17 protein-coding genes are annotated in these 15,831 nt (G+C 40.1%); 9 read left to right on the top strand and 8 right to left on the bottom strand.

The genetic code is table 11. The annotated features are described in order from the left end of the window. The 6 genes from Q1R07_RS06475 to Q1R07_RS06450 all read right to left on the bottom strand — a co-directional run. The coding region (locus Q1R07_RS06475) for a hypothetical protein (protein WP_300487497.1) at positions 1–209 on the bottom strand (209 nt) is incomplete at its 3' end. 161 nt (positions 210–370) lie between these two features. Continuing rightward, the gene (locus Q1R07_RS06470) at positions 371–2,518 is read right to left on the bottom strand and encodes a S46 family peptidase (RefSeq protein WP_300487494.1); all 2,148 of its coding nucleotides are present in this window, start codon (positions 2,516–2,518) and stop codon (positions 371–373) included. 191 nt (positions 2,519–2,709) lie between these two features. Continuing rightward, positions 2,710–3,711, bottom strand: a complete 1,002-nt coding sequence (gene obgE / locus Q1R07_RS06465) for a GTPase ObgE (protein ID WP_300487492.1) — start codon at positions 3,709–3,711, stop codon at positions 2,710–2,712. A 42-nt stretch (positions 3,712–3,753) separates the two neighbouring features. Further along, positions 3,754–5,028 carry a hemolysin family protein gene (locus Q1R07_RS06460; protein WP_136403021.1) on the bottom strand — a complete coding sequence of 425 codons (1,275 nt, stop codon included), beginning with the start codon at positions 5,026–5,028 and terminating at the stop codon, positions 3,754–3,756. A gap of 95 nt (positions 5,029–5,123) precedes the next feature. Continuing rightward, complete coding sequence (locus tag Q1R07_RS06455; protein WP_300487488.1) at positions 5,124–5,696, bottom strand: adenylate kinase; 573 nt, start codon at positions 5,694–5,696, stop codon at positions 5,124–5,126. 47 nt (positions 5,697–5,743) lie between these two features. Next, positions 5,744–6,274, bottom strand: coding sequence for a phosphoribosyltransferase family protein (locus Q1R07_RS06450; RefSeq protein ID WP_300487485.1), 531 nt, complete (start codon positions 6,272–6,274; stop codon positions 5,744–5,746). Positions 6,275–6,393: 119 nt separating this feature from the next. On the opposite strand from Q1R07_RS06450, the gene Q1R07_RS06445 reads away from it, so the two are divergent. Then, positions 6,394–6,933, top strand: coding sequence for a hypothetical protein (locus Q1R07_RS06445; RefSeq protein WP_300487482.1), 540 nt, complete (start codon positions 6,394–6,396; stop codon positions 6,931–6,933). A 63-nt stretch (positions 6,934–6,996) separates the two neighbouring features. Here Q1R07_RS06445 and Q1R07_RS06440 read toward each other — a convergent pair whose 3' ends face one another. After that, on the bottom strand, positions 6,997–8,544 hold the full coding sequence (locus tag Q1R07_RS06440) for a choice-of-anchor J domain-containing protein (protein ID WP_300487480.1): 1,548 nt from the start codon (positions 8,542–8,544) through the stop codon (positions 6,997–6,999). A 214-nt stretch (positions 8,545–8,758) separates the two neighbouring features. On the opposite strand from Q1R07_RS06440, the gene Q1R07_RS06435 reads away from it, so the two are divergent. The 8 genes from Q1R07_RS06435 to Q1R07_RS06400 all read left to right on the top strand — a co-directional run bounded on the left by Q1R07_RS06435 (position 8,759) and on the right by Q1R07_RS06400 (position 14,836). Continuing rightward, positions 8,759–9,916 (top strand): 5-(carboxyamino)imidazole ribonucleotide synthase, encoded by a 1,158-nt coding sequence (locus Q1R07_RS06435; protein ID WP_300487479.1) that lies wholly within the window; start codon positions 8,759–8,761, stop codon positions 9,914–9,916. Between the two features lie 15 nt (positions 9,917–9,931). Next, positions 9,932–10,414: a 5-(carboxyamino)imidazole ribonucleotide mutase gene (purE, locus tag Q1R07_RS06430; RefSeq protein ID WP_300487476.1), complete on the top strand. Its 483-nt coding sequence runs from the start codon at positions 9,932–9,934 to the stop codon at positions 10,412–10,414. Positions 10,415–10,513: 99 nt separating this feature from the next. After that, positions 10,514–12,541, top strand: a complete 2,028-nt coding sequence (locus Q1R07_RS06425) for a M3 family metallopeptidase (protein ID WP_300487473.1) — start codon at positions 10,514–10,516, stop codon at positions 12,539–12,541. Between the two features lie 89 nt (positions 12,542–12,630). Continuing rightward, complete coding sequence (locus Q1R07_RS06420; protein WP_136403013.1) at positions 12,631–13,134, top strand: MarR family transcriptional regulator; 504 nt, start codon at positions 12,631–12,633, stop codon at positions 13,132–13,134. 61 nt (positions 13,135–13,195) lie between these two features. Next, complete coding sequence (locus Q1R07_RS06415) at positions 13,196–13,546, top strand: hypothetical protein (RefSeq protein WP_300487468.1); 351 nt, start codon at positions 13,196–13,198, stop codon at positions 13,544–13,546. Positions 13,547–13,563: 17 nt separating this feature from the next. Next, the gene (locus tag Q1R07_RS06410) at positions 13,564–13,950 is read left to right on the top strand and encodes a hypothetical protein (RefSeq protein ID WP_300487465.1); all 387 of its coding nucleotides are present in this window, start codon (positions 13,564–13,566) and stop codon (positions 13,948–13,950) included. A gap of 5 nt (positions 13,951–13,955) precedes the next feature. Further along, the gene (locus Q1R07_RS06405) at positions 13,956–14,390 is read left to right on the top strand and encodes a hypothetical protein (protein ID WP_300487462.1); all 435 of its coding nucleotides are present in this window, start codon (positions 13,956–13,958) and stop codon (positions 14,388–14,390) included. Next, on the top strand, positions 14,387–14,836 hold the full coding sequence (locus tag Q1R07_RS06400; protein ID WP_300487459.1) for an SRPBCC family protein: 450 nt from the start codon (positions 14,387–14,389) through the stop codon (positions 14,834–14,836). Before Q1R07_RS06405 ends, Q1R07_RS06400 begins: the two co-directional genes overlap by 4 nt. Positions 14,837–14,911: 75 nt before the next feature. Here Q1R07_RS06400 and Q1R07_RS06395 read toward each other — a convergent pair whose 3' ends face one another. Then, positions 14,912–15,829 carry a hypothetical protein gene (locus Q1R07_RS06395; protein ID WP_300487456.1) on the bottom strand — a complete coding sequence of 306 codons (918 nt, stop codon included), beginning with the start codon at positions 15,827–15,829 and terminating at the stop codon, positions 14,912–14,914. Positions 15,830–15,831: the final 2 nt, after the last annotated feature.

Raw genomic sequence — 15,831 nt, 5'->3', positions numbered from 1 at the left:
CCTGTAAAGTCGTCATCATAGCCTGTATAGAACATATCACCCGAATAAAACAAGGGTGAATACGATTCATCCACATAGGCTTCCGGAGCAAAACTGGATTGATAATTATATCCCCAATCACCATCGGCGCAGGCATAGATCACCGTATAGGCTACGCCTGCTAAAAGACTACAACTCAGCAACCATTTTTTTAAAGAATTCCGAATCATTTGGTATCAGTTTTTAAGGTAAAGTATCGTTATAAATACGGTATTAAACTTACAAAATTCGTACCGATACTGATAAAATAATTTTCTGGAAATTTATTGCTGTACGGGCATAAAAAAACCGCTTCGATTGAAGCGGTTTTATATTTAAAAACGAATCGGAATTATTTCACGATTGTCATTTCGTCAACGATGTGTTTTGCATTGGAGAACTTGTCGATCACCCATAATACATAACGGATATCCACGTTGATTGTTCTTTGTAAGTTTTTGTCAAAGATCACGTCACCAGCCATAGCTTCGATGTTTCCGTCGAATGCCAAACCGATTAATTCCCCTTTACCGTTTAATACCGGAGAACCAGAGTTACCACCTGTAATATCGTTATCGGTTAGGAAGTTTACGTGCATTGAACCGTCTTTATCAGCATAACGACCGTAGTCTTTCACTTTGTTCATTTCCATTAAACGAACCGGTAAGTCGAATTCTTCGTCACCTTTTTTGTATTTTTTAACCATACCGTCCATAGTCGTATAGTTATTTACTTTTGCATCATTACGTTTGTCAGCTGGTAAAGCGCGAACTTTTCCGTAAGTTAAACGTAGTGTTGAGTTAGCATCCGGATATTTGATAGGACCTAATTTTGAATCACGTAATCCTTGAACCAATAAACGGAAAGATGCTCCGAAATCGTTTTGTGCTTTAGAAATCGCATCCGATTTTGCGTTGTAGTGGTTTAATAAGTCATTCGACAATACTACTAACGGATCGTTTGTAATCGTAGCCGCGTTAGGGTTTTGTAAAAACGCTTTTACTTTTTCTGGAGAAGCAAACACACTGCTATCAAAAGCATTGTTTACATATTTTGTAAAGTTGTTGTTGTTCTCTTTTCCTAATTTCTCTACCATTGGCGCCAATGTATATCCTGCTTTTGTAGCATATAGATTTAACTGACCTGCAAGGATATCTTTTTCAGCCGGAATATAAGCTTCTTTGTAGAATTCGTCGATCATTTCAACAAGGCCCGGGTACATTTCTTTACGTTTGGCTTCATCTGCTTTTGCGTAATTTTCCAATTGTCTTCCCATCGTTCTTGAAATCGTACCGAAAGCACTAGAACGCAACATCGTCATTAAATAGTTATCATGACGTGCTTTTTCGTTTGTTAAAGCATAGTATTTGTTGATGGTTTCCACCACATGACCATACTTTTCTTTGTTTTCTTTCTGATTGGCCCATTTGTCGAATTTCGCTTCCTGAGCTGCTTTTGTTTTAGCAGTACCGAATTTTGTTAACGCGTCGATCATTCCCTGACGGTTTTTCCAGTAGTTTGCCAGTGAAGCATATTTAGAGGCATACATTAAACGTACCGCATCGCTTTGATCCATATGGGTTTTCATTTTATCCATTCCCATTTTAGATCCTTCAACCCATGCCGGGTATGCGAATTTTACGTTTTGCTCGATTCCACCAGCAGGCATCCAACGGTTTGTTCTACCCGGATATCCTAAGATCATTGCGAAATCGTTTTCTTTTACACCACCAAGGTTAACCGGTAAGTGGTGTTTTGGTTGTAATGGTACGTTGCTTGGAGAATAATCAGCCGGGTTACCGTTTGCATCTGCATAAATACGGAACATAGAGAAGTCACCTGTATGACGTGGCCATTCCCAGTTGTCTGTATCTCCACCGAATTTTCCAATATTTTCAGGAGGTGTTCCTACTAAACGTACGTCTTTATAATCCTGATACACGAAATAGTAGTACTCGTTACCCTGGAAAAACGGACGAACAGAAACGGTGTATTTTCCACCTTCGTTGTTTTCTTTTTCAATAAGTGCAATTTCTCTGTTGATTGCTGCTTCACGTTCTGCTTCTGTCATTTTATCGTTTACTTTCGATAAAATTCTTTTTGACACATCGTCCATACGAACGAAGAAACGAACGAATAAGCTTTTTGGTTTTAATTCTGCTTTTCTGTTGGCAGCCCAGAAACCGTTTTTAAGGTAGTTGGCTTCCGGAGAAGACAATTCTGCGATCGCATCATAACCACAGTGGTGGTTTGTTAATACCAATCCGTCTTTAGAAATCATTTCGGCAGTACAACCTCCGTTAAACTGAACGATTGCATCTTTAAGACTGTGGTGGTTAATACTGTAGATTTCCTCAGCCGTTAACTGCAATCCCATTTTTTGCATATCCCTGTGGTTTAAACGCTCGATAAACATCAAAAACCACATCCCTTCGTCTGCTCTAACACTTGCAGGTACAAGCAGTATCGTAGCAATTAAGGATAAAATAATTTTTTTCATAATAGATCTGTTATTTTTAGTGACGCGAATATACCTCTTTTTAAGAATTTTATAAAAAAAAGGGTTTATAAAAATCTATAACAAAATAACTTTAACTTTTTATTTTACTATCTATTGATCAAAACTGACATAAAATAAAAAGAGGCCTCCGAAACGGACACCTCTTTTTACTATTTTTTACAGCTATCGTATTACTGATTAAGCATTTGCCATAATTTATCTTTTAACTCCGTTAATCCCTGTTGGGCAACCGACGAGATAAACAAATACGGAATTCCTTTAAATTCCTTATCGAGTTGTGCTTTCATTTCGGCTTTTAATTCGTCGTCAAGCATATCCGATTTCGAAATCACCACCAAACGATCTTTATCGAGCATTTCCGGATTGTAACGACGTAACTCATCCAGCAAAATATCGTATTCCTTTTTAATGTCAGCAGCATCGGCCGGAACCAAAAATAACAAGGTCGAATTTCGTTCGATATGTCGTAGGAAATAATGCCCCAATCCTTTACCTTCGGCCGCACCTTCAATGATTCCCGGAATATCGGCAATTACAAACGACTGAAAATCACGATACGCCACAATTCCAAGATTCGGTTTTAAGGTCGTAAACGGATAATCGGCAATTTTTGGCTTCGCGGATGTCAGCACCGACAATAAGGTCGATTTTCCGGCATTCGGAAACCCAACCAATCCTACATCGGCCAATACTTTTAATTCCAGGATGACATCCATTTCTTCGGCCGGCATACCCGGTTGCGAATAACGCGGTGTCTGGTTGGTCGAACTTCTAAAATGCCAGTTCCCCAAACCACCTTTACCTCCTTTTACAAGGATCTTTTTTTCACCTTCTTCGGTTATTTCAAAAAGTATTTCGTTGGTTTCTTTGTCGCGCACCACTGTTCCCAACGGCACTTCGATATATTTATCTTCACCATCGGCACCGGTACTTCTCGCACTACCTCCGTCTCCTCCGTGTCCGGCTTTGATATGGCGTGCAAATTTAAGGTGAAACAAAGTCCAAAGACCTTTGCTCCCTACCAGATATACGTGACCACCACGACCACCGTCTCCACCATCGGGACCACCTTTTTCAATAAATTTCTCCCGATGCAAATGCGTAGACCCTTTCCCTCCTTTTCCGGAAGAAACATAAATTTTTACGTAGTCTACAAAATTCCCTTCTGTCATTTAATTTTATTTTGTTTTTCAATAGTAAGCTCTAAAAGCAGCTTACTCTTTTAATGAGCGTACTAATACTTTATCGATTTTCACACCGTCCATGTCGATCACTTCCAGTTCCATTTTATTCCAGATTAGTTTTTCACCAACTTTTGGAATATAGGACAATTCGGTCATGATCAATCCGCTTACAGTTGTTACGTCATAATCGTTAATCAGATCATCCATATCGAAATAGGTCAGGAAGTCGTGCAACGAATAATGTCCGTCCACCAACCAGGTTCCGTCTTCACGGGCTACCAACTGGAATTCCTCTTCGTAGAATTCGGCGGCATCACCAACGAGTGCTTCCAGAATATCGTTTAATGTAATAATCCCCTGTACCACACCATATTCGTCGGTAATCAGGGCATAGTGTACTTTTGTTTTCTTAAAAAGCTCCAGCGCTTTGTAGGCCGAAGTATGTTCAATAAGGTAAACCGGTTCTTTTACAATTGCCTTCAGGTCGAAATCGCCTTTTTCAAAACTCGTAAACAAGTCTTTTAACAACACTACTCCAACTACCTCATCCAGATTGTCTTCACACACCGGATATACGGAGTGGATTTCTTCCAGTACCTTTTCTTTTTGTTCGTTTACATCATCTTCCAAAGACAGGTACACCACTGCTTTACGGTGTGTCATCAGGGAATTCACCTTACGATCACCGATATGGAAAACACGTTCCACGATGTCCTGTTCGATTTCCTGTACTTCCCCGCCTTCGGTACCTTCTTTAATGATGGCTTTAATTTCTTCTTCGGTTACTTTCCCATCGGCCGTTGGCTTAATTTTCAATACGTTTAGCACAAAATCGGTCGATGCGGTCAACAACCAGATAAAAGGTGCCGTTACAATCGAAACCACTTTCATCGGAACCGCTACCGTTTTGGCAATCGCTTCCGGGTAATTTAATCCGATTCGTTTGGGTAATAATTCTCCTAAAACCAGGGAGAAAAACGTTAAAATCACAACTACAATACCTACAGCCAATGTTTGCGAATAAGGTCTGAACATTTCAAATCCGTCTAAAAACAGTTTTACGTCGCCGGTAACGTTATCACCACTATAAATACCGGTTAGAATTCCGATTAGTGTAATTCCGATCTGAACGGTCGACAGGAATTTATTAGGTGAATTAGCCAGTTCTAAAGCTGTTTTCGCACTGGTGTTTCCTTTTTTCGCGGCCGTTTCCAAACGGTTTTTACGAGCTGAAATAAGTGCTATTTCCGACATGGAGAAAACTCCGTTTAAAAGGATTAGAAAGAAAATTATTATTATTTCCAAAGTTTAGGATTGTAAATTAGTTATGATATCAGTTTTACCTGACTTTTTATTATTTTTTTATCGTTAGTATTCTATTTATTGCTCACCGGGACGGCCTATAATTTTTCAATTACATCGCTTAGTCTTTCAGTGATTTCGGCAATGGAGCCGATTCCGTTAACCGCGTGGAATTTTTGCTGTGCACTGTAATATTCGATTAGCGGCGCTGTTTTTTCGTTATATTCCTGGTAACGGTTTCTGATTTTTTCTTCGTCCTGATCGTCCGGTCTTCCAGATGTTTTTCCTCTTTCCAACAGTCGTTGTACCAAAATTTCATCATCGGCTTCCAAAGCAATCGTTGCCGTTACTTCCCAGTTTTTGGAATTCAGGAACGCATCCAGCGCTTCGGCTTGTGCAATTGTTCTTGGAAATCCGTCAAAAAGAAAACCTCGCGCTTCCGGGTTTTTCTCTACTTCATCCTGAAGCATTTTAATAGTCAGACTATCCGGAACCAAATCACCACGATCGATATAGGTCTTGGCTTCCTTCCCTAATACGGTTTCGTTTTTAATGTTATAACGAAAAACGTCACCGGTTGAAATGTGTATTAAGTTGTATTTTTCTTTTAAAAATTCGGCTTGTGTCCCTTTTCCGGCTCCGGGCTTCCCAAATAATACGATATTAATCATTTTAATTAAATTGTTGTTATGATGGTTTTATAGTTATTTTTTCTGTGTTATTTTAATTGATATACTTCCGGAATATTGCGCCCTAATCCGTCGTAATCCAATCCGAACCCGACGATAAACTTATTTGGAATTTCCAATCCGACATAATCGATTGTGATATCCTTATCATAGGCTTCCGGCTTTAGGAAAAGCGTCGCAAATTTCAATTGCTTCACACCTTTATCTGCAAACATTTTCTGTAATTCCACTATGGTATTTCCGGTATCTACGATATCTTCAATGATCACTACCGATCTTCCGGTAATATCCTGATTTAAACCGATAAGTTGTTTTACCTCGTGTGTGGTTTGCATTCCGTCGTAAGAAGCCATTTTCACAAAGCTCAATTCACAATCGTGTTTATAGTGCTTCATAAAATCGGACACCACCATAAAGGCTCCGTTAAGTACACCTACAAAAACCGGTATTTCACCATTCATATCTTTTGCAACGGCATCGGCCATTTTCGCAATAGCGGCATCGATTTCTTTTGCCGAAAGAAACGGGACAAATTGTTTGTCGTGAAGTTGTATTTCCATTGTAACCTTTAGAATAATTGGCAAAGATACTAATTGCCGTTGGACAATTGATAATTAACAATTAAGAATTATAAATTTTTGAATTATTTTGTACTTTCGATGAAGATTTCAGGAAAAAAATGAACGAAATTTTATATACCAAAATTATAAACAGTACCGCCCATCGTGCCAGTCGGGAAGAAAACGCCGCCTATATCTTTAACAACCCTTCATTATTTAACGATCTGTTTACGGCTGCGATCACGATAACCGACAAAAATCACCATAAAGCCTGTTGGATCATGGAGTTGGTACTCGAACGACAACTCGATCTGATTTTCCCAAAGAACGATATTTTCTGCGCGACATTACCACAATTTCGCAATGAAAGCGCTCTGCGTTCGATATCCAAAATTGCGCTTTTCCTTGTCGACTATAACAATCGTAAAACAAAACTCCTTTCCGATAAAAACATTGAAACCATTACCGAAACCTGTTTTGACTGGTTGATCAACGACACCAAAGTCGCTTCAAAAGCCTACGCCATTCAGGCCCTATACTTATTAGGCAAAGAAAATCCCTGGATTTATCCGGAATTAAAACAGCTATTACAACAAGGTTTTCCCGATCATTCGCCGGCCTATCAAAGTGTCGCGCGAAAAATCCTTAAAAAGATATAGTCTTTAAACAAAAAAAAACGACCCTTATAAAAAGAGTCGTTTCCCAGGATTAATTATCAAGAATTATTCTTTGATAATCTTAATTGTTTTTACCACATCACCGGCAAATACTTTAACAAGGTAGTTCCCAGCAGATAAATTACTCATATCTACCTGAGCCTCGGAAAGGTTTATATTTTGTGACAATACTTTTTGTCCTAACAAATTGTAGATTTCAACTGCCGAAATAGTTTCATTATAGGCCAGATTCAGCATATTTTTAACCGGGTTCGGATAGGCTCTGAAATTAGCTTTATCAAATGTCGAAGCCGATAAAGCACTGCTCACCGTTACATCATCAAGATTAAGACCTCTCGCCCAGTTTGAAGTACCTTCGAAAGCGATATAATAAGTAGCCGATGGATTTGGCAACGGTAAAGTCACCTGAGTCCAGGCGGTATGTTCTGTTATATAATCCGCTCCGATTTGAGTCCAGGCACCACTTTCACTTGTCTTATAGAAAATACGCAACTCATCGATATCACCAAACCAGTTTACGTTAGCATAATAGAAACTCAATTGCGGACTAGATACCGCTGTTAAGTCTAACGGAGGCGAAACTAATTTTGTTTTATTTCCGGTTGTAGTCGTTCTAAACTCTGCCATTCTTGCCCCTGTTCTCGGTGCAATCGAACTATTACCATTAGCGGTTACATACGCCCAGTTTGCTGTTCCGGAAACCGTTTGATTACTCCAACACGATGGGATAGTAGTCGCATCAAAACTTTCGGTAAAAGGAAACGTTGTTACCGACGCACAACTTGTTCTAAAGGCTCTCGGACCTATCCAAGTACTAAAATTACCACTTCCGCAATTGGCACGAACATAATATTCATAAGCGGTATTCGCAGTTAATCCCGATAAAGTCGTAGCTGTAGCTCCTGTAACCGGCGGTGCAGCTGTACCGGAGCCGGCAGTAAAGCCAGGCGCACCATACTGTACTTCAAAATTAGTTGTTCCCGCCCCCGGCGTCCATGACAGAGCAGCAGTGGCAGCAGTTATAGCACCAACCATAGGATTTGTAGGCGGTATACAGCTTGGTAAAGCCGTTACTTCTACGTCATCAATATCAAAATAGAACATATCGGTTGTCGTAGAATGAAACCCAATGTAAATCGTTTGCCCTACATAAGCCGACAGGTCGTACTGATATTTAAAAAAATTAGCACCACTCGCAGGAGCCACATTCGCATCCAACGTAGCGGTAAAGTTTGCAGCAGCAGTTCCTGTAGTTGAAACCTTCACACTGATTGTTTCCGGATATAACGGGTCACGGCTTCTTCCCCAGAAAGTTAAGAAATCCGACACACCCGCCGTAACCGTTACAGCTGGAGTGACCAAATAATCATCGTGAGCAGTTGATCCAAAACCGATACCGGCTGCATTGGTTCCACTATGCGCACTAATACCGGTTGCTCCGGTAAAATTAACAATTACCCAGGTTCCGGTATCACCACCGTTAACAACGGTCCATCCGGTAGGAATAGTCGTTCCTCCGTCAAAATTCTGTAAAAATTGCCCGTGACTTATAAACGGAACAAAAGCTAACAACATGAGTAGTCTTTTTACCATAATTTTATTTTTTTTCGGTTAAACAAGTACACAATTTACATTAATTATATTTAATTAACAATCAAAATATATATTTATAACCGTTTCTGTTATCAAAGTTATAAAATATACAATATGTTATTTTCAATTCTACCTCATTGAAAAACCGCAAAATATAAAGTAATACGATTGTGTTTTCTATTATGATAAGTATCTTTGCACAAACAACAACACAATGAATTATTTTTCTTCTGATTTTAAATTGGGGATACTTGGTGGCGGACAGTTAGGTAAAATGCTACTTACCGAAACCCGTAAGTTCGACATCCAGACCTATATCCTTGACCCAAGTGCCGAAGCACCGTCTCAATATGGAGCGACGCGTTTTTTTCAGGGTGACCTGATGGATTTCGAAACCGTATACCGTTTCGGTAAAAAAGTAGACCTTTTGACTATCGAAATCGAAAATGTCAATCTTGACGCTTTAGACCAGCTTGAACAGGAAGGCCTGGCTGTTTATCCATCACCCAAAACCCTGCGGCTGATCCAAAATAAAGGCCGACAAAAAGATTTTTATTCCGAAAACAAAATTCCTACTGCACCTTATCGTAGGTTTACCGATAAAAACAGTTTGATCCAATCGGTCGAAAACAATGAAACCAATGTACCCTTTGTATGGAAAAGTGCGCAGTTTGGTTATGATGGCAACGGTGTAAAAATTATCCGCACTGCTACCGACCTTACTTCGTTACCCGATACCGAATGCATCGCCGAACAAATGGTTCCGTTTAAAAACGAACTGGCCGTAATCGTAAGTCGTACACCATCCGGATCGATCAAAACCTATCCGGTAGTCGAAATGGAATTTCACCCGGAAGCCAATCAGGTTGAATATGTAATCTGTCCAGCTCGTATAGACGAAACGGTTGCACAGAAAGCACGTGCTATCGCGTTACAGGTTTCCGAAAAATTCAATCATGTAGGTTTATTAGCGGTCGAAATGTTCCAAACCGAAGACGATGCTATTCTGGTAAACGAAGTAGCACCCAGACCTCATAATTCCGGACATTACTCCATCGAAGCCAGTTATACTTCGCAATTCGAACAACACATCCGTGCTATCCTCAACTTACCTTTAGGCAATACCGATAGCAAAGTTGCCGGTATTATGGTAAACTTAGTTGGCGAAGAAGGGTATTCCGGCCCGGTTATCTATCAAAACATCGACAAGATATTAGCTATCGATGGTGTAACACCTCATATATACGGAAAAAGAGAAACACGTCCTTTCCGTAAAATGGGGCACGTAACCATTGTGAACGAAAATATAGACGAAGCCCGTAAAACCGCAGAGGTAGTCAAAAACACCATCAAAGTAATTAGTCATTCCTAATTAAAACAAACCACTATGAGCAAAGTAGCCATTATTATGGGTAGCATTTCGGATATGCCGGTAATGCAGGACGCCATCACTATATTAAAAGAATTCGGAATCACTACAGAAGTCGACATTGTATCGGCACACCGTACTCCGGAAAAACTGTTTGATTTCAGTACGAATGCCCACAAACGCGGTATCAATGTTATTATAGCCGGAGCTGGCGGAGCGGCTCATTTACCCGGAATGGTCGCTTCGATGTCGCCACTTCCCGTAATTGGTGTTCCGGTAAAATCCAGCAATTCGATAGACGGATGGGACAGTGTTCTTTCGATCCTTCAGATGCCTGGCGGCGTACCGGTGGCCACAGTTGCGCTAAACGGTGCCAAAAATGCAGGTATCCTTGCAGCGCAGATCATCGGAAGTCACGACAGTGTTGTTCTGGACAAAATCACCGCTTATAAAGAAAGCCTAAAACAAGCCGTTTTAAAAGCTTCCGAAGAACTAAAATAAATTTCCCGCTTTCGTCAACCGGATTTGGATTAGAAAAAGCTAATTTGTACCTTGTCTTTCACAGACGTGTACCCTTATTTAAAGCTAATATTACTATATATGAGTATTTTAACCGAACGATTTACTACTAAATATAACACTGCGCCGTTTTCGCAAATAAAAATTGAGGACTACGCTCCGGCATTCACCGCAACAATCGCTGCCGCACGTGCCGAAATCGACGCTATAATTCACAATCCGGAAGCACCAACTTTTGCTAATACAATTGAAGCACTGGAATATTCCGGTGATGCTTTGGAACGACTATCCTCCATTTTCTTCAATTTGAATTCGGCAGAAACCAGTGATGAAATGCAGAAAATCGCACAGGACGTATCGCCAGTTTTAACCGCATTTGGAAACGACATTATTTTAAATGCCGATTTATTCCAACGCGTTAAAACCGTATACGAACAAATTGATCAACTTAATCTTACTACCGAGCAGCATACGCTGTTAACTAAAAAATATAAAGGTTTTTCCCGAAACGGAGCCTTATTGGCAGAAGACAAAAAAGCCCGTTTGCGCGAAATCGACGCGGAACTGGCGAAACTTTCGCTAACATTCGGTGAAAATGTTTTGGCCGAAACAAACGATTACCAATTGCACCTAACCGACGAAAAAGACCTTGACGGTTTACCGGAAGGCGCTATTGAAGCGGCACATGCCATCGCAAAAAGTCAGGATAAAGACGGTTGGATTTTCACATTGGATCATCCGAGTTATTTACCGTTTGTAACCTACGCGCACAATCGCGAACTGCGTAAAGCCATCAGCATTGCATTTGGCCGTAAAGGATTCCAGAATAATGCTTTTGACAATCAGGAAATCGTAATTAAAATTGCAAACTTACGCCACGAAAGAGCCAATCTTTTAGGATACGCCACTCATGCACATTTTGTATTGGAAGAGCGTATGGCGCAAAGTCCTGAAAAAGTAACCGCTTTCCTGGATGACTTACAATCGAAAGCCAAACCGGCAGCCGAAAGGGAATTTGCACAATTAACCAATTTTGCCAAAAAACTGGATCCAATTGATCATTTGGAAAAATGGGACGGTGCTTATTATTCCGAAAAATTAAAACAGGAGCTTTTTAACCTCGACGACGAAACCTTAAAGCCGTATTTTAAATTAGAAAACGTACTGAACGGCGCCTTTACCGTAGCGCAAAAACTATTCGGCATTACGTTTACCGAAATTTTTGACATCGATAAATACCACGAAGAAGTACAAACTTTTGAAGTGAAAGACAATAACGGAAATCTTGTTGCCATTTTTTACGCCGACTTTTTCCCTAGAAAAGGAAAACGCAATGGTGCCTGGATGACCTCTTTTAAACACCAGTCAATTCGAAACGGAGAAAACGAACGACCACATGTATCGATTGTTTGTAATTTCACCAAACCAACAGCAACCAAACCGTCGTTACTTACCTTTAATGAAGTAACTACTTTATTCCATGAATTTGGGCACGCCCTACACGGTATGCTGGCCAACACCACCTATCCGAGTTTATCCGGAACCAGTGTTTACTGGGATTTTGTAGAATTACCAAGTCAGGTAATGGAAAACTGGTGTTACGAACCGGAAGCCTTGGCTTTGTTTGCAAAACACTATCAGACGGGCGAAATCATCCCGATGGAATACGTCGAAAAAATAAAAGAAAGCGCCAGCTTCCTGGAAGGAATGGCCACCTTGCGTCAAATCAGTTTCGGATTACTGGATATGGGATGGCACGGACAGGATCCATCCGGAATTCATAATGTAAAAACTTTTGAAAACGAGCAATTCGCCTCAACCAAACTGTACCCCGATGTAGCCGAAAATGCGATGAGTACTTCTTTTTCGCATATCTTTCAGGGCGGCTATTCGTCCGGATATTACAGCTACAAATGGGCCGAGGTTCTTGATGCCGACGCTTTTGCTTATTTTCAGGAACAGGGAATCTTTAATCCGGAAGTCGCACAACGCTTCAAAGACAACATATTATCGCAAGGCGGAACCGATCATCCGATGACGCTTTACAAAAAATTCAGAGGTCAGGAACCAAAACCGGAAGCACTCCTAAAACGCGCCGGATTACTATAAAAGACATAGCCCGATTGATTTCGGGTTATTTTTCAAAATAAACTTTCAATTATTTTTGAAACTTTAGAAATTATTTATACATTTGAACTATGGAATTCAACGAAGCAAAAAACAAATTTGTACAAACCTGGGGCGCCTTAGGTTCCCAATGGGGCATCAACAAAACGATGGCTCAGATTCACGCTTTGTTAATGGTATCGGCCGAGCCGCTTTCAATGGAAGACATTATGGAAGCACTTCATATTTCCAGAGGGAATGCCAGTATGAATTTAAGAGGACTGATGGATTGGGGTATTGTTTATAAAGAATATAAAGCCGGCGAACGAAAAGAATTCTTTACAGCCGAAAAAGACCTGGACGAACTGGCGGTTAAAATTTCACAGGAAAGAAGCAAACGGGAAATCAAACCCGCTTTAAAAATTTTAAAAGAAGTATCCTCTATCGAAGGAAACAATTCGGCCGAGGCAAAACATTTTATCGAACAAACGACCAAACTACATGACTTCGTTTTAAAAGCCGACAATGTATTGGACAAGATTACCGAATACAAAGACAATTGGTTAACCAAGCTGGTTATCAAAATCATGAAATAAAAAAATTTAATTCAAAGTTTCATTTTTTTCTGAAAGTTTAATAATTATAAAATTATTTAAAATGATACACTATAACAGTATTGCCTACCTCCTCTTCCTTGGACTTATGAGCTTGGTCATCGTTAAAATCGGAAGAATCTGTTATGACAACGGAAATATATTTGTAGCCACACTAATCCCGGATCACAAAGCGCTTTGTCTTCAAATCAACAAAGCTTTGCTTACCGGATATTACCTGCTCAACATTGGCTATTGCGCCATTACGATTACCAACTGGCAAACCATTACAACCCTGTCAATGCTCATCGAAGTGATCGCAATCAAAGCGGCAACCATCCTTTTTCTGCTGGCTGCATTGCATTACACCAATCTTTTTCTTCTAAAAAACTATGTTCAAAAATTAATTCAGTAACTATAAATCATACCCTCATGGAAACGACCAAAACACTTATCGGTTATGTAATTTATTTACCCATTGCACTTTTCCTGACCTATTATGTCTCTAAAACACTATTCCGAAACAGCAAAGTCTATATGCTCGACATTTTTAAAGGTCGTGAAGAAATTGCCATCGCTACCAACAAACTATTCGAAACCGGATTTTACCTGCTCAACCTGGGTTTTGCCCTGATGATACTCGACATGAATCTGTCCGACAATACTTACCAGGAACTTATTGAAGCCTTAAGCTATAAAATTGGTGGGTTTGCGATCTATTTAGGATTGATGCTTTTTCTAAATCTCTATTTCTTTTTTAGAGGAAAACGAAAAGCCAGCCAAACCGCAAGAGAAGAAAAAATAATTTTTAAAGCCTAATCAAGATGTTTACAATTCCAAACTGGCTGATTGTCGTAGCGGGAATCGGCCAGATTTTCACCGCGATGATTTACCCGTATATCCGTCATCAGGTTTTTGACTGGTATAATGATGTTAAAAAACTACAACCCTTAAACCAGGAAATTGCCAAAACCTACGGAAGGTATATACAGGGATTGAATTTTTCGTTCGGACTCATCGCCATCTTTCTCTATGACGACTTACAACAAAACACCCGACTTGCCTTCGCTTTAACCGCACTTATTGCTGCTTACTGGACCGGAAAAGTCGCCACGCAAATTGCCTATTATCCAATGTATACGATTCCAAAAAAGTGGCATTTTAAAATGGGCAGTTATTTTATGAATATTTTATTTCTGCTATTCGCCACCGTATTTACCGGTTTAGTATTCTTAAAACTAAAACTGTTTTTCGCATGACCTCCTTTACCATCATTACTCCGATCAAAGCACCTTCAAAAATTGTTTTTGATCTGGCCCGAAATATCGACATCCATAAACTCTCCGTTTCACAAACGAAGGAACAGGCAATTGCCGGAAAGACATCCGGATTGATTCATCTGAATGAAACCGTAACCTGGCGCGGAAAGCATTTTGGTTTTTACCTCAACCATCAAAGCAAAATTACAGCAATGGCGTCACCCGATCATTTTACAGACGAAATGACAAAAGGCCATTTTACTTTTTTCAGGCACGAACATCTATTTGAAATCCGGGACGATACTACGCTTATGATCGACAAAATAGAATACCGTACACCGTTTGGAATTATCGGAAAATTGTTTAACCTCCTATTTCTTAAGAGACACCTGTATCATATGATTTTAAATCGGAACAAACTTTTAAAATACCTGGCCGAGAATTAACGCCTTCCAAAATAGGTACAAAAAAACCACGAACTTTGTCCGTGGTTTTCCCGATTTACGTGACTGACATTATACTTAACGAACCGGTTCTTTTTCATAAAACACATAGTCGTTTTTCTCTGTTTTGTATTTCAACAATTCCGGCATTTGTGTTGCCAATTCACCTGTAAGATCATAGTGATTCAGGACATTCTGATAATCGGATACCGCAATAACCGCATAACTCAACAGTGTATTCGGATACATCCAGTAAACCCCGTCGGAACCTTTCAAAATAGTACCGTTCACCAACAACACGCCTACCATCCCTTTTTCGATGGTCACTTCCTTGGACTGCTGGTTGATCAACTGAGTGGATAATTCTTTTTTAATCGTTGTTAATTGCGTATTCACATATTTGATTTCTGTTGAAATAGCCACCTTCGCGTAATACTCAGCCTCCACGCTGGCATTATACTGCTGACTTAACATGGTTTCCGTTACGTTTTCATAACTATCCGATGTTTTAGAAGTCGATTCCGTATATTCTTTTAGTATAGTTCCCTGCGGCGTAAAACCGATCACGAACTGTCCTCTTTTTTCCACTAATGTCGACGGATAATAATCCTCAACATAAGTGATTCGCAACTGATCCACTCGGGCACCGGATTTTCCTCCAATGGCCACCACGCGGATATTTTCCAAAATCGTTTCGCTTCCACCATTACCGCCGCCACCAATTGTACGTCCTTTATTGGTTGATAGTACTAATCTATCAATACGCGCACCCGAGCGAACTGCAATTCTGTTGATATATTCATCCGAGCCTAAAATAAGCGTCCCGCCATCGCGTCCACCGCCACCGCCGTGCTTGCTTCCGTTAATGGTAATTGAATCTACTTCCGTTCCGCTATAGATACCGATAGACCGAATATAATCCGATGCGAATTCCGATCCGCCGGTTCCGCCAACAGTCTTAATGACCATTCCCTGTGATACTACTTCTAATTCCATAA

The sequence above is a fragment of the Flavobacterium sp. genome (assembly GCF_030146175.1).
Classification (GTDB): domain Bacteria; phylum Bacteroidota; class Bacteroidia; order Flavobacteriales; family Flavobacteriaceae; genus Flavobacterium.
The sequence above is the reverse complement of the archived record's forward strand: the minus strand, read 5'-3'. Positions and strand labels throughout refer to the sequence as shown.

Excerpts from the sequence above, each read along its gene's own strand:
- obgE (WP_300487492.1), bottom strand. The coding sequence starts at position 3,711 with ATGACAGAAGGGAATTTTGTAGACTACGTAAAAATTTATGTTTCTTCC.
- Q1R07_RS06415 (WP_300487468.1), top strand. The coding sequence starts at position 13,196 with ATGATACACTATAACAGTATTGCCTACCTCCTCTTCCTTGGACTTATG.
- Q1R07_RS06450 (WP_300487485.1), bottom strand. The coding sequence starts at position 6,274 with ATGGAAATACAACTTCACGACAAACAATTTGTCCCGTTTCTTTCGGCA.
- purE (WP_300487476.1), top strand. The coding sequence starts at position 9,932 with ATGAGCAAAGTAGCCATTATTATGGGTAGCATTTCGGATATGCCGGTA.
- Q1R07_RS06405 (WP_300487462.1), top strand. The coding sequence starts at position 13,956 with ATGTTTACAATTCCAAACTGGCTGATTGTCGTAGCGGGAATCGGCCAG.
- Q1R07_RS06440 (WP_300487480.1), bottom strand. The coding sequence starts at position 8,544 with ATGGTAAAAAGACTACTCATGTTGTTAGCTTTTGTTCCGTTTATAAGT.
- Q1R07_RS06455 (WP_300487488.1), bottom strand. The coding sequence starts at position 5,696 with ATGATTAATATCGTATTATTTGGGAAGCCCGGAGCCGGAAAAGGGACA.
- Q1R07_RS06400 (WP_300487459.1), top strand. The coding sequence starts at position 14,387 with ATGACCTCCTTTACCATCATTACTCCGATCAAAGCACCTTCAAAAATT.
- Q1R07_RS06435 (WP_300487479.1), top strand. The coding sequence starts at position 8,759 with ATGAATTATTTTTCTTCTGATTTTAAATTGGGGATACTTGGTGGCGGA.
- Q1R07_RS06425 (WP_300487473.1), top strand. The coding sequence starts at position 10,514 with ATGAGTATTTTAACCGAACGATTTACTACTAAATATAACACTGCGCCG.
- Q1R07_RS06445 (WP_300487482.1), top strand. The coding sequence starts at position 6,394 with ATGAACGAAATTTTATATACCAAAATTATAAACAGTACCGCCCATCGT.
- Q1R07_RS06470 (WP_300487494.1), bottom strand. The coding sequence starts at position 2,518 with ATGAAAAAAATTATTTTATCCTTAATTGCTACGATACTGCTTGTACCT.
- Q1R07_RS06420 (WP_136403013.1), top strand. The coding sequence starts at position 12,631 with ATGGAATTCAACGAAGCAAAAAACAAATTTGTACAAACCTGGGGCGCC.
- Q1R07_RS06410 (WP_300487465.1), top strand. The coding sequence starts at position 13,564 with ATGGAAACGACCAAAACACTTATCGGTTATGTAATTTATTTACCCATT.
- Q1R07_RS06395 (WP_300487456.1), bottom strand. The coding sequence starts at position 15,829 with ATGGAATTAGAAGTAGTATCACAGGGAATGGTCATTAAGACTGTTGGC.